This window comes from Wukongibacter baidiensis (genome assembly GCF_050888315.1).
GTDB classification, from domain to species: Bacteria; Bacillota; Clostridia; order Peptostreptococcales; family Caminicellaceae; genus Wukongibacter; species Wukongibacter baidiensis.
In genome coordinates, this window is record NZ_CP138202.1 from 1,097,773 (window position 1) to 1,122,370 (window position 24,598).

Below are 24,598 nucleotides of genomic sequence, written 5' to 3' on the forward strand. Positions count from 1 at the left end.
CACTTCCTTTTCATTTAAGAACACAGAGGTTCAATATATATATTCTTACTTCACAAAGGCTATTGCAATGCAACCTGGTCCTGCATGTGTAGCAACCACGGCCCCTACCTTCGACTCAATAATTTCTTCTGCACTAAAATTCTCTGTAAGCTCCTTATGTAAATCCATAAGGTACTTATTATTATTCGAGTGAATTAAACCTATAGTTTTTTTATCTAGATTAATCTCATTAGTCTTTAGCCAATTTATAATCCACTTTATTGCCTTTTTATTGCCTCTAACCTTGTTTTCAAATATTACTCCTCCATCTTCTATAGTCAATATCGGTTTTATGTTTAGAAGCTTACTAAGCAAGGCTTGGCTAGGTGTTAGTCTTCCACCCTTTTTCAAATACTCAATGTCCTCTATAATAATTTTACATACTGTATTTTCCTTCATATAAGTTACTCTATCCATTATTTCAGATTTTGAACAGCCTTTTAATGCCATTCTTGCAGCCTCTATGACCATAAGACCTTGCGCAAATGTCACAAGTTTCGAGTCAACAACTGTGATTTTTTCATTGTTTAGATGGTCCTTTGCCGTTACAGCAGCATTATAGGTTCCACTTAGTCTAGATGATATCAATATAGCAATTATCTCATCACCATTTTGGGTTAATCTTTTGAAGGCTTCTATAAAGTCTCCAGGAGGAACCTGTGATGTTGTGGGAAGCTTTTTAGCTTTACTAAGCTTTTCATAAAATTCTTCCTTTGAAATTTCTATACCATCCCTATAGGATCCATCTTCAAAGTTTACAGTTAAAGGTAGTACCTCTATGTTCAACTCTTTAGCAATCTCTTTTGGTATGTCAGCAACACTGTCCGTTAATATTCTTATTCCCATTTTATCACCTTTCAAAAACTGATTAGAAAAATTTATTTATAAATGTCTTTTAGATAGTATTTTTTTCCTACCAAAATAATACAACTTATTTAATAATTTTACAAGAACCAAAATGTCAAAGATCTCTTTAATACATCATTTGAATGAGGAAATTGCATAATTCTAACTTGGCAGAATTGCATATGCGAATATCATCCTTAACTTAATCATTTAAAATAGAGCATATTTTGGTGGTATAGCTCTAGGGAATTTAAGACTATGTATACTAGAAAGTTTTTTTTAGATGGTAATTATGCAATTTGCTCTAATAAAAAAAGACAAGGAATTTAATTAAAAATCCCTTGTCTTTCATTTATTATTATTTGTCAAGATCTGTAACAGCTAAAGCTATATTTGATGCATGATCAGCTATTCTCTCAAGGTTACTTATAATATCCAAGAAAATTATCCCCGCTCCTGGGTTACATTGCTGATTGTTTAATCTACTTATGTGGTTTGCTCTAAGAGTTTTTTCCATAAGATCAATTTCGCCTTCTCTTTCGATAACTCTTTGAGCTGTTTGCATATCTGCATTTCTTAGTGCTGTTAAAGCTTCTCTATAGGACTTTTCAACTCTCTCATGCATAACCCTCAGTTCTTCTAGGGCTTTCTCAGAAAAATTCAATTTATTTTCTATTCTATAAATAGCCAATTCAGCTAAATTATCTGCATGATCTCCTACTCTTTCAATGTCATTTATTGTATTAAATAGTCCTTCAATCATTTCTCTCTGTTTACCGGAAATTTCTGTATTTGATACTTTTAATAGATAACTTGCAATTTCTCTTTCCATTTCGTTGACTATTTTTTCAACTTTAAAGGTTTCTTGTGCTAGCTTTGCATCGGTCTTGAAGAAAGCATCAATGGAGTATTTGTATGATTCCAGTGCAACATTACCCATATGCAGCACTTCCCTTGAAACCTGACCGATAGCTATGGAAGGAGTTTCTAGAATTCTATCGTCAATATATTTTATTCCTCTGATTTCTTTTTCTTCTGTTCCATCATAAGGAATTATTTTCTTAGCTGCATAGACAAATAATGGAACAAACCAAATTAATAACAATGTATTTGAAATATTAAATAATGTATGAGCATTAGCCAATTGTCTAGCTGGATCATCTGACCACTGAGTTACGAAGTGTATAGTCGGTTTAGCAAGTAAGACAATAAATAGAACAGTACCTATAACGTTAAACAATAAGTGCACTAATGCCGCTCTCTTCGCAGTCTTATTGGCTCCAATACTGGAAATCATTGCAGTAACACATGTTCCAATGTTTGTACCTAATAATACCGGGAAAGCAGATTCAATTGGTAGTAACCCTTGACTTGCTAAAGCAATAAGAATTCCCGTGGTAGCACTACTACTTTGAACAATTGCTGTTATACCAAAACCTGTAAGTATTGCCAATACCTTATCTGTAATATTTGGCTGACCAAAGCTTAAAAGAAGGTTAGTAAAGCCTTCATACTCTCTAAGTGGCTTTACAGCATGCTTCATCATGTCCATACCTAAAAATAATATACCAAAACCTATAATAATTTCTGCAAAATTCTTTAATTTTCTGTTTGATGTAAATAACCAGATTCCTACACCTATACCAACTGCTATAGGGGCAATAGCTGTCAAATTGATAGAAACTAATTGTGCAGTAATAGTTGTACCAACGTTAGCACCCATTATAACTCCAACTGCTTGAGTAAGTTTCATTATACCTGCATTTACGAAACCAACAACCATTACTGTCGTTGCGCTACTACTTTGTACAACCATTGTAACTAAAGCTCCAACTACTACACCCATAAAGCGATTACTAGTTAGAATCTCAATAAACCTTTTTAATTTGTCACCGGCAGATTTTTCTAAACCTGCAGCCATAACATTCATTCCGTATAGAAATAGGCCCAATCCTCCAATGAGACCGAATGCTATATCCATTTGGCAACCTCCCTTTCCTTTTTAAGTAATCTGTTTAAAAGCACATAATATATAATACATCAATCGACATATAGTTTTGTTAAATCCATGTTAAATGTTAAGCACAGGTTATTTTTTGTTAAATTTCGAATCTTCTTTTACAAAACATAGGAAGTTTTAAACTTCTCAAAATTGCTGATAAATATAATTTCCGTGAGTATTTTGATATGTATACATTAAATTTTCCTATACGATCTCTATATTGTTGGAATTTTCAAAATATATCAACCTGAAAAAATGTAGATACACTTGTATTTCCTAAATCAATCATTTAGAAACAAAGTCGTTATCTACATAATTCTTTTAATCACTAAAGAGTCATTCATCATAACCCTCAATATTATATTATGCTAATTTACCTAAATCATACCCGGAAAGTTAAGTTGTCTTAAAATTTCATACACTACAATAGATACTGTATTAGAAAGGTTTAAGGATCTTGCATTAGAATCAGAAATCATTGGTACTTTTATACCTTTATCCTTAAATCTTTCATGTATTTCCTTTGGAAGGCCTGCTGTTTCCTTCCCAAATATTATAAAGCACTCATCCTCATAGTTCATCTGAGAATAAACCTTGCTTCCCTTTGTAGTCGATATGTAAAAGTCACCTTCTGGGTTCTTAGCAAAGAACTCTTCGCTATTTTCATAGACATGTACATCTAAAAGATGCCAATAGTCTAATCCCGCTCTCTTTAAGTGTTTATCCTCAATAGAAAAACCTAAGGGCTTTATTAAATGTAGCCTACTGCCAGTTATAGCACATGTCCTAGCAATACTGCCAGTGTTTTGGGGTATTTCAGGCTGATAAAGTACTATATTTATAGCCATTAATCCTACTCCTTTACAAAGATATTCAATTCAATCTTATTACCTTCAGTTTCTAATGGAACACATATTGGTTGTAGCTGGTCTGATGAAATAGACAGATTAGTCCCCATCATAAGGGTAGGTGGTGTAATATCAACCTTTACCCCTGCATTAAATAGCAAAGTGGCAGAATTTCCTAAAATCATGTTCCCAAGCTCTGATAACGCACTTTTACTAATTTCATCAAGTTCCTTAATTTCCATACCACCCATCATCCTTGACACAATGTTCAATGCCATTTTCTCATCAAAGCTCAGCATTGCTTGTCCCTTAATTTCACCGGTAATTCCTATTAAGATAACTATATTGTTAGCACTACATGGAGAACCCTTAATAGTCGGTCTACCTACGTTAATTTTGAGTTGTGCCATTTGACTTAGAATATCTACGCTTGCTTTTATAAACGGATTTATATACTCAGCCTTCACCCATATCCCTCCAATATATATTTTTTGCATAACCTAAGAACATCCTATGACATTCTCAATCCCCTTTTTTAGTTATGCATTAGATATACCCTATTTAATTGTTACTTTATCAAATTTCTTGTCTTTTTTGTACCGCTTCTGTTATTATACCATAAAACTTTCAAATAGATATTAATTGATATGATTATATTCCATAAATATCTCTAATGGTTACCATGTATATCCTTTATTTCTCCCTTATCTAATACAATTTCAGTCTTGTAAGCTGACATACTAAAAAATCTTTCTGCTTCCTCAAGCATCAGACCCTTTAATTCCATGTTCTCAGGCCTAGCTTCTCCAATTCCACTCTTATATGCTTGATATAAATAATAAACAGCTTGAGGTAAAAAGCCAAGTAGCCTTGCACCAATTGTATCCACTGCAACCGGATCTGTGCCAGCAATTACCAGACCTTGTCCATTTACTGTCATACCTGAAGAAGGGCCTGTTCCAATCATTGCCTTATCTGCACTTACAATAGTTAAATCGATGGGTATTTTTTTCGCCATCGAAAGTATAAATCCATGTAAATCCTCATGTATTCCTAAATTTTTCTTTGGAAAGCCATGTATTTCAGCAGGCGGCCAACCAAGAGCAATATTTTTTATTCCTGCACTCATCGCGGCTTCTTCATGGTGTTTAAGTTGCGTGAAAGATACAAGTACATCAATATCATTAATCAAATTATTAATCTTTGTTTGTCTAATATAGCAGTGTTCAAGTTTTAAGTCAATGTAAGGGCCATAATTAAGATCCACAAATTCAACCATTTCTTCTTCTATTACTTTATTATATCCTACTGAGTTCATAACAGTTGGTGTAGGATCTCCACCAGATCCTGTAGCGATAGTAATTCTTGAAGGCTTAAAATTTTTAACATACCTTATTAGTCTCTTCAAAGTATTAGGACCCACCACAGAACCAGTAACTGGAGGTTTGTTCTTAACCCAGTTAGGAACTATTACTACTCTATCTCCTTCTCTAATTATTTCTTTAATTGGTAGTAAATCTAAAGCTTTAGTTAGTGAGTCCTCTTCTTTTCTATCCTTCATAATAGCTACAATTGGTTTCGTCACTCTTCTGTCTGCCCTCATATAAACACCACCTAAATCTTTTTATAGAAATCGCAATAAATCCTTCACATTTCAAGTTTTCTAGAAACATTGGCTATTCGAGAAAGTGAAATGCAGGTTTATAGGTGCGTTCTATATAGGTGATAGTATTTCCATATTACCAGATTTCTATAGCTTAGACAGCAATTTCATCAATAGCGGTCTATGAATGTCAACAGCCTTTACAGGGCATAGCTCCTGACAGCAGAAGCATCTTATGCATTCTTCTAGATATACTTCAGGTTTATTATTGACCATCTCTATAACCCTAGGTGGACAGTTTTCTGCACAATCACTGCAACCTACACACTTGTCATGTAAAAAGACTGGCTTTGGCTGCATTAGCCCATTTAAAATATCTCTTAAGAATTTAGGGATTTTGCCCTCTAATAAATCAATACCTCTTATTTCAGGAACAACAAAATCTTTTATAATAAACTCCTCTATATTATCCCCAAAGAGTTCTATATCCTCAAAGTTCCCCTTACATAGACCCCTTTCAACGCACCTCTTCACAGTTGGTATCTTTTCAGGGTCAAGCCCTATAATATGTGCTGCAGCTACATCTAAATGGTATGGACTTTCCGATGCAATTACTGCACCTACATGTCTCGGATCACCTGCGCTTGGTCCTGCTCCTTCCATACCAACTATTCCATCCATAAAGGATAAAACAGGCTTTGCTGCAAGACAAATATCAACTAAGGCATTAGAAAAATCAATGTAATTTGGCATCCTTACATGATATTCTGCTTTTTCAAGGCCAGCGACGATGCCAAACATATTCTTTACTGCTCCAGTAAATAGCATCATACCATGGGTTTTCAGTTTAGATACAGATATAACCTTATCAACTTCTTCTAAAATTTCAATAGCCCTTATCTTTTTTAAAATCAATCCATCTACATTCTTTATCTCTACTGAATTAGTATTATAATTAAGTGTAGCTCCAACCTCATCAGCAATTTCTTCAATCCCACATGCTTTATATACACCCTTTAGTACCGAGGTGTTAAAGGGTCCGCCTGGACTGTCTCCTATTATTACTTCAGCTCCATATTTGATTAATACTTCCGCTAAAGCTTTAACAAATACTGGATGTGTGGTAGTGGCTTCTTCGGGCCTTTTTTTCATAAGTAGGTTTAGCTTAAGGAGAACTTTTTCTCCAGGAGCAATATATTTTTCTATTCCACCTAAGTTGTTAAAACTCTCTTCTACAGCACTCTTCACCTTAATATAGTCATATTCATCACACTTAATCAGTGATACCTTTTCCATTTATCCACCTCGTTTGTTACACGGCTTCCTCATAGCAAGCCCTAACACTTAATATGTAGAATATTATAACATATACCATAATCACTAATACAGAAAATCCTTCTACTTTACCATTTAGCGCTATTGCTCTTAAAATTCTAGTAGAATGAGTAAGTGGCAAAAACTCTATGAAACTCCTCACAATATAGGGCATCTTCTTTAAAGAAAAGAAAGTACCACATAAAAATGACATAGGATTGATAACAAAGCTAGTAAATCTGTTCATGTCATAGTGGGTATTTATCATCATCGCAGCAAAAAAACCCAGTCCTGCAAACATTAAACTATTCAAAAAGCATACAAGTATAAAAAGAAAATTTATTTTTACTGCAACCCCAAAGACAAAGGACACACAAATTATTATAAATGCTGAAAATAATCCTCTAAGAGCACCTGCCAATATGTGTCCTAGGGTTAACAAATACATACTTGTAGGAGAAATAAGATAGTACTCGAAGCTTTTTTCGTGTAGCCTTGATACACTTACGCGCATAGATATAGCTCCAAAGCTTGATCTCATTGTGGTTAATGCCACTATACCCGGTATAATATATAACATATACGAGTTTCCCTCTACTACGACATTCTCACCTACACCCCATCCAAAGGCAATTATATATAATAAAGGAGATACGATTAATGCACTGGTTATTTTCCAGAATCGCCTTTTAAAAAATACAAACTCTCTCCATAATATCGTCAAAACTTCCACTTATTTCACCATCCTGTGAGCAAAACTATAAAATACATCCTCAAGGGTAGTATCTCTTATAGTATACTTGTCATTAATCCCATCAGCAAAAGCTTTAGCTGATTCAAGGGTCTTAAAGTATTTGAATTTAGTTTGTACTAAATTTTCAAAATACTCAACGGTATATCCTCCGATCATATTAATTAAATTGCTTGGTGTATCGCAATAAAATATTTTCCCCTCGTTCATTAGTGAAACTTTATCACATAAATATTCTGCTTCCTCAATATAGTGGGTGGTGATCAGAATCGTCTTTCCATCACTATTCATTCTTTTTAATATGTCCCATATTTCTCTTCTAGCTTTTAAATCGATTCCCACAGAGGGTTCATCCAGAAAAATAATTTGAGGGTCATGTATTAATGCTTTGGCAATCATTAGCTTTCTCTTCATTCCGCCTGACAAACGCTTACAAATTCTATCCTTTGCCTTAGTTAGATCCATGACATCAAGTAGCTCATCTACCCTTTTCTTAATCATCTTTCTATCCATTTTATAAAGCATTCCAGAAAAAATTAAATTTTCTTTAACCGATAGTTCTTTATCTAAATTAATATGCTGAGGAACAACCCCTATTTTCTTCTTCAAAGACTGATTATCACGGCTTACATTCATGCCATCAATAGTTATTTGTCCTCTATCACTATCAATTAAACCTATCAGCATTCTTATCAGGGTAGTCTTACCTGCTCCATTAGGACCTAAAAGCCCCATAAATGTGGCATCTGGTATTGTAAGGGACATATTATCTACAGCTTTAACATCTCCATAACTTTTACTTACAGATTTTATCTCTATCATATTAAACCTCTTTCAGCTTTTTCAAGACCTTAATGACTTCATTTACCGTTACATACTCTAGTGGGTTGAAATATCCATCTTCAAGCTCAAATATTTCATTATCTACTAGGGTCTGAACTATCCTCTTATTTTCTATTTGATCTATATCCTTTATCTCTTTGTGTACTTCTTTTCTTGAAATATCACCTAAAAGATAAACCGTTTTTGCAAATTCGTCACGGGTTACTTTATTTTCTGGATAAAACAGCTCTATATTGTCAACCTTAAAGCTGTTAATATACCCTGCTAAGACTGCTGTCTCAATGAAATCGAAGCTTTTGTGATCCAAAGGTACATCTTGAAAAAAGCCATAGGTGTGCCCTTTACGTTCACTTTTATAGTACCTTGAACTAGGTACGTAAATGCCTCTATGGGCATATTTAACACTTATTTCCGCCAAAAGTTCTCTTGTAATCTCATCTTCTGACTTATAGATGGTAATATCATCAACTATATTGGGATAAAAAATTCTATATAGTTCTTTAATACCCTTTATATATCTTAAAGTAGGCTGTGATACTAGCCTCTCATTTACATTATAGACACGATCATCCTTAACAGCTTTGATGTCTTCAAAGCCTGGTCTTATCACTATAGAATGAATATTTCCTCCAGAGTTTGTTCCACCCCTTTGCGAAAGGTAAACATCTATTCTTTCTGCCTCTTGCTTCAGTTTTTCTATTCCAAAATCAGCTATGTAGCTCTTATCGTCAATTTTTTCAACATTCTTAGCTACATTAGTCCCACCAGCTAACTTAATGGCATTTGAGGCAAATGAATCAGGCATTGTTGTCTTATATCCAATTTCTTCAGACTCAAAAAAAACATTGACCTTATTCTCAATATTTTTTGTCATTTCATTGACTTCTTCTATCTGCTGATAGAAATTTTCAAGAAATATTTTAGAAGTATTCTTCTTTCCAGTTAATATCCCAAGCTTTTCTATATAGTCAGAAAAATCTTCGTAGCTGACAGGATACAATGAAACAACATTAATGCCTGTCCTTCTTAAAGTCTTAACAAAGTCCGGACTTTCCTTTTCTATAGAAGGTGTTATTAATACTAAATCTGGTGCCGCTGAAATGATTTTTTCTGGCTCCTCTATATAGTCATAAGCCTTCTTATTTAAAACCCCAAGGGGGTAGTTATCTACTTTGCTAACTCCAATGATCTCATTTTCTAAGTTTAGTGAAAAAAGATTCTCTGTATGGGCCGGTGCAAGGGATATAATTCGCCTCGCATAGCTCTTCATTTTGATTCTCACATCTGAGTCATCGGTAAAATCAACTAAATAATCTCCACTGTCAAATAAGCTTATTTGGTCAATCTTCCTTTCAAGATAGGGTCTAGCACTAAAAAGTACTATTAAAACCCCTAAGCAAATTAACATTAAATTTCTTAACCTGATGTTTTTCATACTTAACTATCCTTCCATAGAGCAAATGCGTCTTTAAGACGCATTTATTCTAAGTTTTCTGTTATTCTTATAGAGTTTACATAGTAAACCTTAATTTATACATGTCCAAATACTCAGGGTTTCTGGGAATTTCGGATGTATATAAATTAAAGTCTTTACCTAAATCCCTATAAAGTATTTCACCAATTTCTTATCTCACTTTAAACTACCAAAAGAACTATTACCCCGAGAATTATTCTATAATATGCAAAGGGTACAAGCTTTTTTCTTTTTATGTAGTTCATAAAGAAAGCTATTACGAAGTAGGCTACTACAAATGAAACAAAGGTCCCTATTGCTAGTATGAACCATTCATATACTGAAAAATCTAAACCCATTTTAAACAGCTTGAGAATTGCAGCTCCTATTAGTGTAGGGATAGCTAAAAAGAAAGAAAACTCCGCAGCAACCTTTCTTGAGAATCCAACAAACATTCCTCCGATAATTGTAGAAGCTGAACGCGACATTCCAGGTACAACAGCCATACACTGAACTACACCTACTACAAGTGCCTGACCATATGATATATGATTTTCAGATACCACCTTGGCTTTCTTTTGCTTTCTTTCTGCTAAAAGCAACAAAATTGCGCCAAAGATTAATGCAATAGCTACAACTGTCGGATTGAAAAAGTGCTTATCAACATAATCATCAAACTTAAGTAAGCCTAGGATAACCGCTGGTATAACCCCTACAGCAACCTTTGTCCACAGGGAAAAGTATTCTACAAGTCTTCTTTTATTATCAAATTTAGGAAAAACCTTATCTTTAAAATAAAGTACTACCGCAAATATGGCCCCAACTTGAATGATAACTGCAAATGAATTAGCAAAGTCCCCTGTGAAGTCTAGATACTTATTTGCAATAATCAAGTGACCCGTAGAAGAGACTGGTAAAAACTCAGTCAGTCCTTCAATAATTCCAAGAATAATCGCCTTAATAATCATTTCATCCCTCCACCCTTTAAAATATTCCCTTATAATTATATTTCTTAGACAAGGATTTTACAACAAAAAAAGGGCTGTCTCATAAAGAAATCCTACGAGTACACCCCTTCAGATTGTTAATCTAACTTCTTTAGTGCTGTATAGTTTGCTTCGATTGTTTTTTCTATATCTTTCATTGTGTGGGCAGCTGAAATAAATGCGGCTTCAAACTGTGATGGAGCCAAATATATTCCCTCGGCTAACATGTTTTCAAAGTACTTTGCAAATCTTTCTGTATCACTTTTTACGGCTGTATCATAGTCATAAACTGCTTCACTAGTAAAGTAGCTGCATACCATAGAACCAACTCTATTTGAAAACACATCTATGCCAAGTTTCTTCGCATTCTCTTTAAAACCATCCTCAAGCATCTTTGCTTTTCTTTCTAGTTCATCATATATAGATGGATTTTCACTTAAAATCTTTAACGTCGTAAGACCAGCGGTCACAGCTAAAGGATTTCCAGATAGGGTTCCTGCTTGATAAATAGGACCTGCTGGAGACATAGAAGACATGATGTCCCTTCTACCACCATAGGCACCTACTGGAAGGCCTCCTCCAATTATCTTTCCAAAGCATGTAATATCAGGTTTTACGTTATAGAGACTTTGTGCACAGTTAAGTGCAACTCTAAATCCTGTCATAACTTCATCGAATATAAGAAGTGCACCATACTCATTAGTTACATCACGAAGGAAGTCAATAAATTCTTGTGTTGCAGGCACAACTCCCATATTGCCTGCAATAGGTTCAATTATAACTCCAGCAATTTTATCTCCATAGTTCTTGAAAATCTCTTTCATACCTTCAATATCATTGAATTTCGCCGATATTGTATTTCTAACGATATCAGCAGGTACACCTGGGCTATCTGGAACTCCATGGGTTAGGGCACCAGATCCAGCTTTAACAAGTAGACTATCAGAATGACCATGATAGTTACCAACAAACTTTACAATCATATCTCTTCCAGTAAAGCCCCTTGCTAATCTTAAGGCACTCATAGTAGCTTCAGTACCAGAGTTAACCATTCTAAGCATTTCAACGGACGGTACAAGTTGACAGACTAATTTCGCTAGTTCTGTCTCCTTTTCTGTAGGTGCTCCAAAACTCGTCCCAGTTTCTAAGACTTTTCTAAGCTCCTCCATAACAGTCTCATGACAATGCCCTAAAATTAACGGCCCCCATGAACCTACATAGTCAATGTATTCATTTCCATCAATATCATATATCTTTGATCCCTTTCCACTTTTTATAAATGGAGGATCTACCGTAACCGATCTAAAGGCTCTTACTGGGCTATTTACACCACCAGGTATATATTCTTTTGCTTCTTCAAAGGCTTTAGAAGATTTTTTCAAATTCATTAATATCCCTCCCTTATCCATTTTGCTAGCTCTTTAGCATAATAAGTTATTATTATATCTGCACCGGCTCTTTTCATACTAGTAATTTTCTCAATTACTATTGCTTTTTCATCTACAAGACCTGCTTTAACTGCCGCCTTAATCATTGCATATTCACCACTCACGTTATATGCTGCGATAGGAGCATTAAAGTTATCTTTTATTCTTCTTATTATATCTAAATAGGATAGAGCTGGTTTTACCATTACTATATCTGCACCTTCAATAATATCTAATTCCGTTTCACGAATAGCTTCATCGGAATTACAAGGGTCCATTTGATAGGTTCTTCTATCTCCAAACTGTGGAGTTGAATGGGCCGCTGCCCTGAAAGGACCATAAAATGCTGATGCATACTTTGCACTATAGGCCATGATTGACACATTTCCAAAGCCATTTTCATCAAGGCCTTTTCTAATAGCCATCACTCTACCATCCATCATATCCGATGGGGCCACCATATCAGCTCCAGCCTTTGCATGGGATACGGCAATTTTTGCAAGATATTCTAAGGATACGTCATTGTCAACTCCATGCTCTTCGATAATTCCACAGTGTCCATGGTCAGTATATTGACACATACATACATCTGTAATAACCATAATATTGCTTTCAATTTTCTTAATCTCTCTTATACCTTTTTGTACAATTCCATCTTCACTATATGCTTCACTACCAAATTCGTCCTTTTTATCGGGTACACCAAATAATAGTACTGCCTTTATTCCAAGCTTGATTAGTTCACCAATCTCTTCCTCTAGCATATCAACAGAATAGTGATAACATCCAGGTAATGTAGAAATCTCTTTCTTAATATTACTTCCCTCCACTAGGAATAAGGGATAGATCAAGTCATTTATACTAAGGCTCGTCTCTCTGACAAGACTTCTGATTTGCTCATTTGCCCTAAGTCTTCTAGGTCTACTGGTTAGCAATAGTTACACCTCCTAAAAACTATCTTACACTTGTATGTTTTTTAGCTATTAGCGTTGAAAGATAGTTGTTTTTTATACCTCTTCTTTTTTCTATCTTATCTTCAATAACTTCGTCATCTAATCCTAGCCTTGAAACAAATATAGATCCATCTTTATGGCCTGTAGTCTCAAGCTCGTCTATTAATTCATCGATATATCCGCTAGCCTTCATAAATACAATGTTATCGATGTTTTCTATTATACTATCTAATTTTTGATCACCTTTTCCATAGTACACTGAAGGAACTATAGCTATAGTTTCTTCGTTTTCTCCTAGAGGAATTCCTACCTTACTTGCAATAGCACAGAAAGACGTTATCCCAGGAATTGTTTCCATTTCAACATTTTTGATTTTTAGTCTTTTAAACAAATAGATATATGTACTATAAACCATAGGATCACCTAAGGTTAAAAAAGCAACTTTCTTATCTTTGTTTACAAGCTCTTTTACAAAGTCTGCTATCTCGTCGTATGAGTTATTAAGTACTTCAACATCATATGTCATTGGAAATTTCTTCTCTATTATTTCTACATTTTCACTTAAATGCTCTTTGGCAATATTAAGGGCAATGCTTCCTTTTCCATCTTTAGTCTCAGGAGCAAGGATTATGTCCACCTTATCAAGTACTTTCTTTGCCTTAATCGTTAGTAAATCTGGATCTCCAGGTCCAACTCCTATACCGTAAAACTTACCCATCTTTAAAAATCCCCCTAATCTAATCTTTTATTTACACATGATTAATAATTGCATCTACTAGTCCATCAATAGTATATTCCTTGGCCTCTATATCTACTTTTACACCTATTTCATGGGCAGTCTCAGCAGTTATAGGCCCAATGGCCGCAACTAATACACCTTTAAGTAATTCTAAATTTTCCATACCAAGTATTTTACAAAAGTTTTTCACTGTAGACGAGCTTGTAAATGTTACTATATCTATTTTCTTTTCTTCAAGAAGACTAATAAGCTCGCTACTCTCATGTTCTGGTACTATAGTTTTATAAACATGTATATTATCAACATCTGCACCAAGTTTAATAAGCTCTTCTTCTAAAACTTTGCGGGCTATATCGGCTCTAGGCAGTAATATCTTATCTCCTGCATTAATCTTATCCTTTAGATCATCTATTATGCTTTCAGCTCTATATTCCTCGGGAATACTGTCAACCACGAAACCTTTGTCGCTTAGTTCCTTAGACGTTGCAGGCCCGATTGCACAAAGCTTTGCATTTTTTAAAAGTCTTATATCAAAGCTGAGCTTCTGCATCCTATCGAAAAAGAATTTGACTCCATTGACACTTGTAAAAACAATCCATTTATATTGTTCTATCTGACCAATAGCCTTGTCAATATCTGTATGATCGTCATTTTCAACTATTTTTATGGTTGGATACTCAATTGCTTCTCCCCCAAGCTCTTCAATTTTCTCACTTAACTTACTGGCTTGAGTTCTAGTACGAGTTACCAATACTCTTTTACCAAACAGCGGCTTTTTATCAAACCAGCTAAGGCTCTCAGCTAGATTTACTACCTCGCCAACAATTATAATTGCAGGATTCTTGAAGCCATGTTCAGTCACCTTCTGCGAAATGTTTCCTAATGTTCCAGTCAATATTCTTTGGTCTGCTGTTGTTCCTCTCCTTATGACTGCTACAGGTCTTTCAGAGCTTTGTCCATACTTCATTAAATTGCTAGATATGCTTTCAATATTTTTTACACCCATTAAAAATATAAGGGTTCCCTTTAATTTTCCTAAAGCCTCATAATCTAAAGAGGATTTATTCTTCAATGGATCTTCATGCCCAGTTATAACGTGAAATGATGAACTCACATTTCTATGGGTAACGGGAATTCCTGCATATGCCGGAACAGAAATAGCTGAGGTTATCCCCGGTACAATCTCAAAGGGTACATTATGTTCTAAAAGCAATAACGCTTCTTCTCCACCCCTACCAAATACAAAGGGATCTCCTCCCTTTAATCTTGTAACAACATTACCTTCAAGAGCTTTTTCTAATATAAGCTGACTTATTTCTTCTTGAGTATAGGAATGGGCATTTGGAGCTTTTCCTACATAAATAATTTCTACATTTTCCTTAGCATACTTTAAAAGCTTGGGATTAATAAGTCTATCATATAATATCACATCTGCCTTCTCTATGCATTCTAATCCCTTTAGAGTTATGAGCTTATAATCTCCAGGTCCAGCACCGACTAAATATACTTTACCACTCATTTAGTTATCACCCTCTATTGCATTTAATATGTCTCTACCGCCTCTGTCTAATACTTCTTCAGCTATCATTTTACCGAGCTCTTCATAACCCGAAATCTTCTCTTCTCCTGAAACCTTTATTTGCTTTTCTCCGTCAATAGAAGCAACGGTTCCAACCATTTTTAGTTTCTCTTCTTCTATAAATGCAAAGGCTCCGATAGGAACATGACAACCTCCATTTAATATTTTCATGAACATTCTTTCTGCCTTAATCGCTAAGCTTGTTGTCTCATCATTTATCTTTGAAGTCATTTCCTTTACAAAATCATCGTCTTCCCTTGTCTCTATACCTAGAGCCCCTTGACCAACGGCTGGAATTACGTCCATTATGTTAAAGTAATATGATATCTGGTCTTCTAATCCTAATCTGCTGAGACCTGCGGCTGCTAATATAACACCATCAAGATCCAATTCTTCTATTTTCCTTATTCTCGTCTGGACATTACCCCTTACAGGAACTATTTCTATATCATTTCTTAAATTCTTTAATTGGGCTCCTCTTCTCAGACTACTTGTTCCTATCCTAGCACCCTTCTTAAGACTATAGAAATCTGTATTTTCCTTAGTTATAAGTATATCTCTCATGTCTTCTCTCTTTGTTATCGCTGAGATCTCTAACCCCTTAGGAAATTCACTAGGTACATCCTTCATACTATGAACTGCTATATCAATTTCACCCTTTAGCAGGGCAGTTTCTATTTCCTTAACAAAAAGACCTTTTCCACCTATTTTATCAAAGGTTTTATCAAGGATTTTGTCACCCTTAGTCTTTATCTCTTTTATCTTAAATTCAATGTCAGGGTAATGTTTCTTAAGCTCGTCTATAACTAGATTACTTTGCACAAGGGCAAGTTTACTCCCTCTGCTACCTATTATTATTTCTTTTCTCTCCATCAATTTCAGCTCCTTGCCTCCTACATAAGCTTAATAGCTCATCTCTTAAATCCATATCTTCTCCATTCAAATATCTATCAAATACGTCTGAATAAACTACAGCTTTAAATATCTCTCTTCTCTTCTCTATATCCTGTACCTCAGCTTTTACCTTTTCTCGTATTTCGCCTAATATCTCTAAGTACTCCTCATATTCATCAGTAAATAGTTCTTCTAGCCCCTTTCTGATTTTTCTAGAAAGCATAGGGCTTTTTCCATTTGTAGATACAGTTATACTTAGATCTCCCCTTGTGATTCTTGCTGGAACAATAAAATCACACATACCGGGTTTGTCAACGACGTTTAACAATATTCCCTCTTCTCTACATTCCTTCAAACAAGTTTCATTAACTTCCTTATCATCAGTAGCAGCATAAACTAGATAACTATCCTTCAAGTCTCCGTATCTGTACTCTCTTAGGATCAAGTTAATTTTTCCGTCGTTATAATATTGTAAAAGCTTCTCTGTGGCAAACGGGCTTATCACAGTAACCTTGGCATCAGCTTTTAGTAAATCAGTCACTTTTCTCTCAGCAACTCTTCCTCCACCAATCACCTTGCATTTTTCATCTTCTATATTTAGCATAATTGGATAGTATTTACCCATACAGTTCACTCACCTTAAGTGTTAATTCGTCTATATTGTTTAGGACAGTACTTTCATTCAGCTCAGGTCTCGAAATTACTATAACAGGTATTCCCATTTCCTTAGCAGCCTCGAATTTTTCAATTGTTCCACCAACTTTTCCGCTATCCTTAGTAACAAGTATATCAATATTATACTTTTTTATTATCTCGATATTCATCTCTTTTGAAAATGGCCCCTGCATTGCTATAATATTTGATGGCTCTAAACCTATATCCTCACATTTTTTTAAAATGCTACTGGTAGGAAGTAATCTAGCATATAACCTTTCCACCGATAGTTTACTCGAAAACACCTCAAGTGTTTTACTACCTGTAGTCAAAAGCACATTTCCACTAGCTTCAATTAATTTTTCAGCAGCCTCGTTATAATCCACAGCCCATTCAATAATATCTGCATAATTATCTAGGATACTCTCTTGTCTCTGATATCTAATATATTCAATCTTTAAGTCATTACAAGCCTTATGAATGTTGTCGCTTACCTTATCAGCATATGGATGAGTAGCATCTATAGCAAGCTTTACAGAATTATCATTTATCAATTTTATCATTCCGTCATAATCGAGTCTTTCACTAACAACCCTTAATCCATTTTTTTCTTCATAAAGGGATTTCCCATATCCCGTTGCTGTAGTAACTATTAAATCGTAGCCTTTATCCAAAAGCCCGTATACTATTTCTCTGCCATCCTTTGTTCCGCTTAGGACAAGAATCATTTAAAATAGCCCCTTGGAGTAATCATCATGTTATTTGCCTCATAGGTATTTGTATTACCTATTATCACCATAGTAAACATGTTAATTTCATGGTTAAGCATCTCTTCAAGGGTTGTAACCACAACTTCTTCCCCTTGTCGTTTTGCGTTTCTTACGATACCTACTGTAGTAGAAGGATCTCTGTATTTTAATATTATTTCTCTAGCCTCTTCAATTTGAGTAACTCTACCCTTACTCCTTGGATTATATAAAGATATTATGAAATCACCTGCTGCAGCGCAGTCAATTCTCTTTTTTATTACGTCCCAATCCGTAAGCAAATCACTTAGTGAGATAACAGCATAGTCATGCATAAGTGGAGCTCCTAAGGATGAAGCCGCTGCATTTGCTGCAGTAATTCCTGGAACGATCTCAACTTCTACATTGCTGTTTCTTTTATGAACAAGTTCTAGTATAACACCGGCCATACCGTATACACCAGGGTCTCCACTACTAACTATTGATACAACCTTACCCTTTTCTGCTTCATCAATAGTCAGTTCGCATCTTTCTACTTCCTTTTTCATCCCAGAGTTTATAACCTCTTTACCTTCAAGAAGGTCTTCGATTAAGTTAACATATGTTTTGTATCCTACTATAACATCAGAGTTTTCTATAGCCTTTAAAGCCATCATACTCATTTGATCTCTATTTCCTGGTCCAATTCCTATTACATATACTTTTCCTTTTGTATCCATCTTTTTCACCTTCTTTTATTATTTTCAGAGCAAATTGCATAATTACCATCTAAAAAAACTTTCTACTATATATGATCTTAAAAACCCTAAAGCGATACCACATTTATTATGCAATTCTGCCAAGTTAGAATTATGCAATTGCCTCTATTTTCTGCATGATGAGTCCATTAAGCCGAACAATTCCTTAGTAATCTTAGCAAACAACTCGCCCTGTCTGTCTTCACCCGCTCTTTTAAGTTCATGTAGTGGTGTTCTAAATAGCTTCTTTACTAGACTTTTTGTAAAAAGCTCTATCTGCTTTTGATCTCTTTCATCTAGATGATTAAGTCTTGATAAAAACCCTTCTAATTCTTCATTGACAATCGAAGTACTGTATCCCTCCAATTCCTTTATCACAGGAAATACAGGCAAGCAATTATACCAGTTTTCGAACTTTATACAATCTTCAATTATAATTTCCGAAGCAATCTTAGCGGCCTCTAACCTTGATTTAAAGTTTTCATCTGCCACACTTTTTAGCTCATCAAGTTCATATAGAGATACTCCCCTTACTTTATCTATTTCTGGATCGACATCACGGGGGAGGGCTATGTCGATAATGCAAAGTTCATTTTCTTTGTTATAATGCTTTGTGAATTCTTCTTTCTTTAAAACAAAGTGGGGTGCACTTGTAGAACTGATTACTATATCAACTGCCTGGAGCATTCTATATCTATCCTTGAAGTCAATTATTCCTACTTCATCATATCGTTTTGATAAATCTATAGCATGACCCTTAGTTCGATTTGTAACGTATATCTCTTTTACCCCTTTATAAATAAGATTTTCAATTGCAATCCTACTCATCTTTCCTACACCAATTACCAAGACCTTTTTATTATTCAGGTCTGTAAATTTCTTCTCTATGAACTTTACTGCAATGGTGCTTATGGATAGGGATTTTTCCGATATTCTTGTTTCTCTTTTAATCTTCTTCGCCGTTGTGATAGACTCTCTAAAGAGTTTATTTAATACAGTTCCCGTTAATTTTCTTTCAAATGAATATCCATGGGCATCCCTAAGCTGCCCTAATATTTGATCTTCACCAATAACCAATGAATCTAATCCTGCTGCTACATTGAAAACATGTTTTACAGCATCATCTGAACATAGAGAAATAAAATAACTTTCTATACTTGTATCCTCTAGCTCAAAAAATGTTTTATAAAACCTCTTAAGTGCATCTGTTCCTTTATCTATATCAGATGCAACAGCAATAATTTCGCTTCTATTACATGTAGAAACAATTACAAACTCCTTAATGTAATGGGTTTTACTTATTCTTTCATAGGCCATTTCCTTTTTGCTTTCTGTAAAGGATACCTTTTCTCTTATATGAATTGGAGTTTTTTTATAGTTTAATCCGACTACAATAATGTCCATCTAAACAACACCTTCTTCTACAATAGCTATGGTAATCCCACCAAATCGAGTCTTTTTCATAATCACTTCACCGTCTTCGGAGGCTATGAAGGCTACAGGTTCAGCAACGGCACCAACACCTATAGCGTTTCTAACAAAATCCGATGTTTCAAAATCTTTTTCTATCTTTCTTACTTCTTCTCTTTCAATAACAGACAAAGGAACTTTATAGTAACCTGCTGCTTCTATTATGCCCTCTTCATCCTTCTTCACGTCAATAGTCGCTATTTCCTTTATAGATGCTTCACTTTTCCTTACTTTATCTAATGAGACTTTTATAGCCTCAATAATTTCCTCTGCTGGTTTCCCTTTTCGGCATCCAACGCCTATAATAAGGTTCCTCGGCCTTAAGACCACCTTATCTAAATTGTGTTTAAGAATTTCCATCTCGTTAGTGATGTATATAATTCCCTTTAAACCTTCTGAATCTTCATCTTTTTCAAGAACCGTAATGTTATCTGGTAGTTTTAAATTTATTTTTATTTGACTCTGAATACCTACACTCTCACCGTTAACTATATGTGATGTAATCTTAGTTGCATCCTTGAGGTTATCAATACTTAGCCCGAGTTCCATTGCAAGCGTGTCTACTGCTAAGGAATTATTTACATCGGATGCTGTTGTTATTACAGGATTACTTTTTAATCTTCTCGCTATGTCCAGAGTGATTTCGTTTGCTCTACCTAGATGTCCAGATAAAAGAGAGATTACGTTTCTTCCCTTTTCATCCATAACAATAACAGCAGGGTCCAAGGCTTTACTCTGTAAGTATGGAGCTATAGTTCTTACAACTATTCCAGTAGCCATAATAAATATTAAGCACTTATACTCATGAAATATTTCTTCTATTAACTCCTTTATACTCCCCTTAATTATTTCTACCCTTTCTCCTGTAGGTTTGAATCTCTTGTTTATAAAAAGCGTAGTATCTTCGTACTCCTTAAGGAGCTTTAAACCAAGATCCATTCCACCCTTTGTGAGAGTAATAATTGCCCTATTGGCTTTTTGCTTTTCTAAATTCATGACTGAAGTTTTTATCGTATAATTTTGAAAGCTCATATTTATCACCTAAGAAATCTCCCACAAGTATTTGGGCAGTTTTAGTAATTCCTTCACCTTTAACCTTCTCAGCAATGTCTCCTAAAGTTCCAATAACAATTTTTTGATCTTCCCATGATGCTTTTTGAATTACTGCAATTGGTGTATTTATAGTATAGCTAGTTAGTAGTCTTTCTACTAATTTTTCTATCATATGTACTGAAAGAAAAAGACACATTGTAGCTCTATGCTTCGCTAATTCTTCTATACTTTCCTTTTCAGGTACAGGTGTTCTTCCTTCCATTCTAGTAAGTATTACTGTCTGAGTAACTCCAGGTAGTGTAAACTCTTTTTTAATTGCCGCAGCTGCAGCCACAAATGAACTAACTCCCGGTATTACTTCATATTCAATCTCTCTTTCATCCAACATGTCCATTTGCTCTCTTATTGCTCCATATATACTTGGATCTCCTGTATGAACCCTCGCAATTAACTTTCCTTCCTTTATACCTCTTTCCATAACCTCTATAACCTCATCTAGTGTCATAGAAGCACTATTATATACTTCAGCACTTTCTTTTCTATTTGCTATTACTTCTTTATTTACCAGCGATCCAGCATATATTATTATATCTGCCTCAGCTATCCTTTTTGCACCTTTAATTGTAATCAGTTCTGGGTCCCCTGATCCAGCCCCTATAAAATATACCTTCATTTTATCTCCTCTTTTCTCTGAATTCTATTTTCGTCCTGATACTATATAAATAGGATTTAATCCTTCCATTAAAGTGTAATTACCAACGCTTCTACCCTTTGCAACTGACATGGATGTAACATCTATATCAGAATAATTTAATTCCTTTAGTAGTTTCGTGGATTCATATACTGTCTCTATGGTTATAGAGTTTATAACCACGATACCCTTGTCATTTAATTTTTCTTTACAAAGGGTTAAAATTTCTCTAAGCTCTCCTCCACTGCCTCCAACAAAGGCCCTATCGAAGGAGTCAATGCTTCTTAATGCTTCAGCAGCTTTGCTATGAATAATCTCAACATTATTTAAGTCAAACTTCTCTGCATTCTGCTTTATTAGCTCTACACCCTCTGGATTTCTCTCTATAGCCGTTACTTTGCCTAAGGAACATATTAATGCCGCTTCAATTGAGACTGAGCCAGTTCCAGCACCGACATCAACTACATGTAAATCGGCTTTAAGTCTCATCTTCGAAATCGAAACCGCTCTTATTTCCTCCTTTGTCATAGGCACTTTGCCCCTTATAAAAAGATCATCGGGTAAGCCCGGTGTATTAAACTCCCAAGCCTTCATCATTTTCAATCACCACCACAGACATTTGAATATCTATCATCTTTGAAACATACTCGCAAGAATCAATAATGATCCTTTCGTTTTCATATGATAAATTCTCTCCAACTATTATTTTCTTGTTTTTTATTCCTTCTTCCATTAACATACTGGCAATTTTTGAAGGAGAATTCTTATTATCGGTGAGTAACACCACGCTATCATATTTCTTTACTATACTTATAATATCAAGTTCTCTGCCGTGTACACTTCCTACAAAGGAATTGTGCCAGGTTCTATTAATTTTGCCCATTAGATATTGAAATGAGCTTATTCCCGGAATCACTTTCATCTCATCTTCCTTAAAGTGCTTTTTCATATATCCAAGCATACTGTAAAAGCCTGTGTCGCCCGACAATAGTAATGATATGTTTTTTTCTTCTTTATTTTTTTTAATGTACTCAATAATTTTACTGAGTTTTGAATCTATGTAAATAAGCTCTTTTCCTGTATTTTCAAAATCCTTCAGAATTCTTTTTCCACCTATTAGTACGTCACTTTCTTCAATAGTTCTTGAGGTAATAGGTAAAACATAGTCTCTATGACCAGGCCCCATACCCAAAATATTAATCTTATTCATTAGAACTCCTCCAAAATCGCCTTAGCACTATCACCTATTGCTAAAAGTCCCTTTTCCATAGAGAACATTATTACTCCTATTTCAAGCTCACCATGGGTATGAGATAGGCATCTTTCTTCAGCCTTCTTGCAAAGAACCTTATATATTTCATCATAATCATAGGCCTCTAGTATATTAACTACGCCTTCGGTAGTAACACATTCAAAGACTTCTTCTATTATTTCTTTTTTTGCTCCCATTAAAGCTAAATTAGCAGCAATTATTTCTAGCCTTGCATCGGCTACTTTACTATGGGTATGGAATATCCCTCCAGCCACTTTAACAAGCTTACCAATATGTCCGATTATTAAAACCTTTTTCACATTGTTCTCTATGCATTTATTAAGCATGAATCCAATGAAATTACTGGTCTTTAAAATTTGTGATTTATCTATCCCAAATAGTTTTATGGCGTATTCCTCTCCATAGTTTCCAGGTACTAACGCCACTCTATCAAGTCCATCCTTAACAGCCATATTTAATTCAATAGCAAGGGACTCCTTAAAGGCATCATCGGACATTGGCTCAACTATACCGCTTGTTCCTAGGATTGATATTCCACCTAGTATACCTAGTTTGGGATTAAAGGTCTTTTTTGCTATTCTTTCACCTTCTGGTACGGAAATAGTAATAATTGCACCCTTACCTTCTGGTAGAACCTTCAAAATTTCATCCTTTATCATCTTCCTTGGAACTGGATTGATAGCCGGTTCTCCTACGGGAACGTATAATCCCGGCTTAGTGACCTGCCCTACACCTTTACCGCCTCTAAGAATTATATCGGCGGTATCGGTAATTTCAACCTTCGCACCTATTAAAATCCCGTTGGTTATGTCTGGATCATCACCTGCATCCTTTTTTATGTAGCAAGATGCAGTCCTGCTATCTCTATCGATTATGGGCTCTATAACCTCTAAGGTCAAATCCCATCCCTTAGGGGTCTCTATGTCTATATTTTTTATGATCTCATTATTAATAAGCATATAAGCAGCAGCCTTAGAAGCAGCTGCAGCACATGATCCAGTGGTATATCCGTATCTCATTTTTTTGCCGTTTTTTACAACATATTTATCTAACACGATATTACCTCTTTTCACAACTATAACATATATAAAATAGCATTTATTATTGCTGCGGCTACGTTACTTCCTCCCTTTCTTCCCCTTGTAAGGATATAAGGAACATCAACATTTAATAGTTCTTCCTTTGATTCAGCAGCTCCTACAAACCCTACAGGAACCCCAACTACTAGTGAAGGATTCGCTTTTCCCTCTTCTATCTGCTTTATTAACTCAAATAATGCCGTTGGTGCATTACCTATTACAAAGATACCATCAGGATTTTCTTCTACGGCTTTCCTCATGGCAACAATTGATCTTGTAATTCCCTCTTCCTTAGCTTTCTTTGCAACATCCTCATCGGAAACGAAGTTTAAGACCTCTCCACCGTATTCTGCTAATCTTCTCTTGTTTATACCTGACAATGCCATTTTAGTATCGGTATAGATATTCTTTCCAGCCAAGATTGCTTCTTTAGCTTTATCAATGGCTCCCTCATTAATGATTGTAATATCTGCAAACTGAAAATCCGCTGTAGTATGTATAACTCTCTTAACTACTTTCCCAATATCTTCTGGAAATGTTTTGTCTCCTAATTCTTCAGTTATCATTTCAAAGCTTCTTTTTTCAATTTCGTAAGGGTTCTTTATATAATTTTGCATG

General features: G+C 34.9%; 25 protein-coding genes. All 25 read right to left on the reverse strand.

The features are described from left to right. Positions 1-45 precede the first annotated feature (45 nt). Positions 46-885: a DegV family protein gene (locus R9X47_RS05245; RefSeq protein ID WP_432665675.1), complete on the reverse strand. Its 840-nt coding sequence runs from the start codon at positions 883-885 to the stop codon at positions 46-48. Positions 886-1,243: 358 nt separating this feature from the next. Continuing rightward, complete coding sequence (locus R9X47_RS05250) at positions 1,244-2,866, reverse strand: Na/Pi cotransporter family protein (RefSeq protein ID WP_432665676.1); 1,623 nt, start codon at positions 2,864-2,866, stop codon at positions 1,244-1,246. Positions 2,867-3,264: 398 nt separating this feature from the next. Next, complete coding sequence (locus R9X47_RS05255; protein ID WP_432665677.1) at positions 3,265-3,735, reverse strand: tRNA (cytidine(34)-2'-O)-methyltransferase; 471 nt, start codon at positions 3,733-3,735, stop codon at positions 3,265-3,267. A gap of 5 nt (positions 3,736-3,740) precedes the next feature. Further along, a complete protein-coding gene (locus tag R9X47_RS05260) occupies positions 3,741-4,232 on the reverse strand; it encodes a chemotaxis protein CheX (RefSeq protein ID WP_432665678.1) in 492 nt (163 codons plus the stop codon). A gap of 173 nt (positions 4,233-4,405) precedes the next feature. Next, the gene (locus R9X47_RS05265) at positions 4,406-5,338 is read right to left on the reverse strand and encodes a DUF362 domain-containing protein (RefSeq protein ID WP_432665679.1); all 933 of its coding nucleotides are present in this window, start codon (positions 5,336-5,338) and stop codon (positions 4,406-4,408) included. A 147-nt stretch (positions 5,339-5,485) separates the two neighbouring features. After that, complete coding sequence (locus R9X47_RS05270; protein WP_432665680.1) at positions 5,486-6,634, reverse strand: DUF362 domain-containing protein; 1,149 nt, start codon at positions 6,632-6,634, stop codon at positions 5,486-5,488. Positions 6,635-6,650: 16 nt separating this feature from the next. Further along, the gene (locus R9X47_RS05275; protein ID WP_432665681.1) at positions 6,651-7,385 is read right to left on the reverse strand and encodes an ABC transporter permease; all 735 of its coding nucleotides are present in this window, start codon (positions 7,383-7,385) and stop codon (positions 6,651-6,653) included. Continuing rightward, on the reverse strand, positions 7,386-8,225 hold the full coding sequence (locus R9X47_RS05280) for an ABC transporter ATP-binding protein (protein ID WP_432665682.1): 840 nt from the start codon (positions 8,223-8,225) through the stop codon (positions 7,386-7,388). Position 8,226: 1 nt separating this feature from the next. Then, a complete protein-coding gene (locus R9X47_RS05285; RefSeq protein ID WP_432665684.1) occupies positions 8,227-9,681 on the reverse strand; it encodes an ABC transporter substrate-binding protein in 1,455 nt (484 codons plus the stop codon). A gap of 200 nt (positions 9,682-9,881) precedes the next feature. Beyond that, complete coding sequence (locus R9X47_RS05290; protein ID WP_432665685.1) at positions 9,882-10,667, reverse strand: undecaprenyl-diphosphate phosphatase; 786 nt, start codon at positions 10,665-10,667, stop codon at positions 9,882-9,884. A 116-nt stretch (positions 10,668-10,783) separates the two neighbouring features. Continuing rightward, a complete protein-coding gene (gene hemL, locus R9X47_RS05295) occupies positions 10,784-12,073 on the reverse strand; it encodes a glutamate-1-semialdehyde 2,1-aminomutase (protein ID WP_432665686.1) in 1,290 nt (429 codons plus the stop codon). After that, entirely contained in the window at positions 12,073-13,047 is a 975-nt protein-coding gene (hemB, locus tag R9X47_RS05300; protein ID WP_432665687.1) for a porphobilinogen synthase, read from the reverse strand. Before hemB ends, hemL begins: the two co-directional genes overlap by 1 nt. Before the next feature lie 19 nt (positions 13,048-13,066). Next, positions 13,067-13,783 carry a precorrin-2 C(20)-methyltransferase gene (cobI, locus tag R9X47_RS05305; RefSeq protein WP_432665688.1) on the reverse strand — a complete coding sequence of 239 codons (717 nt, stop codon included), beginning with the start codon at positions 13,781-13,783 and terminating at the stop codon, positions 13,067-13,069. Positions 13,784-13,814: 31 nt separating this feature from the next. Beyond that, complete coding sequence (cobA, locus tag R9X47_RS05310) at positions 13,815-15,323, reverse strand: uroporphyrinogen-III C-methyltransferase (RefSeq protein WP_432665689.1); 1,509 nt, start codon at positions 15,321-15,323, stop codon at positions 13,815-13,817. Continuing rightward, entirely contained in the window at positions 15,324-16,256 is a 933-nt protein-coding gene (gene hemC / locus R9X47_RS05315; RefSeq protein WP_432665690.1) for a hydroxymethylbilane synthase, read from the reverse strand. Continuing rightward, positions 16,228-16,902 carry a precorrin-2 dehydrogenase/sirohydrochlorin ferrochelatase family protein gene (locus R9X47_RS05320; RefSeq protein WP_432665691.1) on the reverse strand — a complete coding sequence of 225 codons (675 nt, stop codon included), beginning with the start codon at positions 16,900-16,902 and terminating at the stop codon, positions 16,228-16,230. The genes hemC and R9X47_RS05320 overlap by 29 nt, the downstream gene beginning before the upstream one ends. Beyond that, complete coding sequence (gene cobK, locus R9X47_RS05325) at positions 16,895-17,659, reverse strand: precorrin-6A reductase (protein ID WP_432665692.1); 765 nt, start codon at positions 17,657-17,659, stop codon at positions 16,895-16,897. The genes R9X47_RS05320 and cobK overlap by 8 nt, the downstream gene beginning before the upstream one ends. Beyond that, the gene (cobJ, locus tag R9X47_RS05330; RefSeq protein ID WP_432665693.1) at positions 17,656-18,396 is read right to left on the reverse strand and encodes a precorrin-3B C(17)-methyltransferase; all 741 of its coding nucleotides are present in this window, start codon (positions 18,394-18,396) and stop codon (positions 17,656-17,658) included. The genes cobK and cobJ overlap by 4 nt, the downstream gene beginning before the upstream one ends. Before the next feature lie 144 nt (positions 18,397-18,540). Beyond that, entirely contained in the window at positions 18,541-19,818 is a 1,278-nt protein-coding gene (gene hemA, locus R9X47_RS05335; RefSeq protein WP_432665694.1) for a glutamyl-tRNA reductase, read from the reverse strand. Next, entirely contained in the window at positions 19,819-20,916 is a 1,098-nt protein-coding gene (cbiG, locus tag R9X47_RS05340; protein ID WP_432665695.1) for a cobalt-precorrin 5A hydrolase, read from the reverse strand. Continuing rightward, positions 20,852-21,610 (reverse strand): precorrin-4 C(11)-methyltransferase, encoded by a 759-nt coding sequence (cobM, locus tag R9X47_RS05345; RefSeq protein WP_432665696.1) that lies wholly within the window; start codon positions 21,608-21,610, stop codon positions 20,852-20,854. Before cobM ends, cbiG begins: the two co-directional genes overlap by 65 nt. 24 nt (positions 21,611-21,634) lie before the next feature. Next, on the reverse strand, positions 21,635-22,225 hold the full coding sequence (gene cbiT, locus R9X47_RS05350) for a precorrin-6Y C5,15-methyltransferase (decarboxylating) subunit CbiT (protein WP_432665697.1): 591 nt from the start codon (positions 22,223-22,225) through the stop codon (positions 21,635-21,637). After that, positions 22,203-22,838: a precorrin-6y C5,15-methyltransferase (decarboxylating) subunit CbiE gene (gene cbiE / locus R9X47_RS05355; RefSeq protein WP_432665698.1), complete on the reverse strand. Its 636-nt coding sequence runs from the start codon at positions 22,836-22,838 to the stop codon at positions 22,203-22,205. Before cbiE ends, cbiT begins: the two co-directional genes overlap by 23 nt. Beyond that, the gene (gene cbiD / locus R9X47_RS05360) at positions 22,838-23,956 is read right to left on the reverse strand and encodes a cobalt-precorrin-5B (C(1))-methyltransferase CbiD (RefSeq protein WP_432665699.1); all 1,119 of its coding nucleotides are present in this window, start codon (positions 23,954-23,956) and stop codon (positions 22,838-22,840) included. Before cbiD ends, cbiE begins: the two co-directional genes overlap by 1 nt. A 20-nt stretch (positions 23,957-23,976) precedes the next feature. Then, on the reverse strand, positions 23,977-24,597 hold the full coding sequence (locus tag R9X47_RS05365) for a precorrin-8X methylmutase (RefSeq protein WP_432665700.1): 621 nt from the start codon (positions 24,595-24,597) through the stop codon (positions 23,977-23,979). Position 24,598: the final 1 nt, after the last annotated feature.

What these genes read in the sequence shown, in the direction of transcription:
- R9X47_RS05280 (WP_432665682.1), bottom strand. Translation starts at nt 8,225, where the DNA reads ATGATAGAGATAAAATCTGTAAGTAAAAGTTATGGAGATGTTAAAGCT.
- R9X47_RS05320 (WP_432665691.1), bottom strand. Translation starts at nt 16,902, where the DNA reads ATGGGTAAATACTATCCAATTATGCTAAATATAGAAGATGAAAAATGC.
- cbiT (WP_432665697.1), bottom strand. Translation starts at nt 22,225, where the DNA reads ATGATGAAGGCTTGGGAGTTTAATACACCGGGCTTACCCGATGATCTT.
- cobA (WP_432665689.1), bottom strand. Translation starts at nt 15,323, where the DNA reads ATGAGTGGTAAAGTATATTTAGTCGGTGCTGGACCTGGAGATTATAAG.
- R9X47_RS05250 (WP_432665676.1), bottom strand. Translation starts at nt 2,866, where the DNA reads ATGGATATAGCATTCGGTCTCATTGGAGGATTGGGCCTATTTCTATAC.
- R9X47_RS05365 (WP_432665700.1), bottom strand. Translation starts at nt 24,597, where the DNA reads ATGCAAAATTATATAAAGAACCCTTACGAAATTGAAAAAAGAAGCTTT.
- R9X47_RS05255 (WP_432665677.1), bottom strand. Translation starts at nt 3,735, where the DNA reads ATGGCTATAAATATAGTACTTTATCAGCCTGAAATACCCCAAAACACT.
- hemC (WP_432665690.1), bottom strand. Translation starts at nt 16,256, where the DNA reads ATGGAGAGAAAAGAAATAATAATAGGTAGCAGAGGGAGTAAACTTGCC.
- hemA (WP_432665694.1), bottom strand. Translation starts at nt 19,818, where the DNA reads ATGGACATTATTGTAGTCGGATTAAACTATAAAAAAACTCCAATTCAT.
- R9X47_RS05245 (WP_432665675.1), bottom strand. Translation starts at nt 885, where the DNA reads ATGGGAATAAGAATATTAACGGACAGTGTTGCTGACATACCAAAAGAG.
- cbiE (WP_432665698.1), bottom strand. Translation starts at nt 22,838, where the DNA reads ATGAATAAGATTAATATTTTGGGTATGGGGCCTGGTCATAGAGACTAT.
- hemL (WP_432665686.1), bottom strand. Translation starts at nt 12,073, where the DNA reads ATGAATTTGAAAAAATCTTCTAAAGCCTTTGAAGAAGCAAAAGAATAT.
- cobM (WP_432665696.1), bottom strand. Translation starts at nt 21,610, where the DNA reads ATGAAGGTATATTTTATAGGGGCTGGATCAGGGGACCCAGAACTGATT.
- cobK (WP_432665692.1), bottom strand. Translation starts at nt 17,659, where the DNA reads ATGATTCTTGTCCTAAGCGGAACAAAGGATGGCAGAGAAATAGTATAC.
- R9X47_RS05265 (WP_432665679.1), bottom strand. Translation starts at nt 5,338, where the DNA reads ATGAGGGCAGACAGAAGAGTGACGAAACCAATTGTAGCTATTATGAAG.
- R9X47_RS05290 (WP_432665685.1), bottom strand. Translation starts at nt 10,667, where the DNA reads ATGATTATTAAGGCGATTATTCTTGGAATTATTGAAGGACTGACTGAG.
- R9X47_RS05270 (WP_432665680.1), bottom strand. Translation starts at nt 6,634, where the DNA reads ATGGAAAAGGTATCACTGATTAAGTGTGATGAATATGACTATATTAAG.
- cobI (WP_432665688.1), bottom strand. Translation starts at nt 13,783, where the DNA reads ATGGGTAAGTTTTACGGTATAGGAGTTGGACCTGGAGATCCAGATTTA.
- R9X47_RS05260 (WP_432665678.1), bottom strand. Translation starts at nt 4,232, where the DNA reads ATGCAAAAAATATATATTGGAGGGATATGGGTGAAGGCTGAGTATATA.
- cbiG (WP_432665695.1), bottom strand. Translation starts at nt 20,916, where the DNA reads ATGAGCTTTCAAAATTATACGATAAAAACTTCAGTCATGAATTTAGAA.
- R9X47_RS05285 (WP_432665684.1), bottom strand. Translation starts at nt 9,681, where the DNA reads ATGAAAAACATCAGGTTAAGAAATTTAATGTTAATTTGCTTAGGGGTT.
- cobJ (WP_432665693.1), bottom strand. Translation starts at nt 18,396, where the DNA reads ATGGATACAAAAGGAAAAGTATATGTAATAGGAATTGGACCAGGAAAT.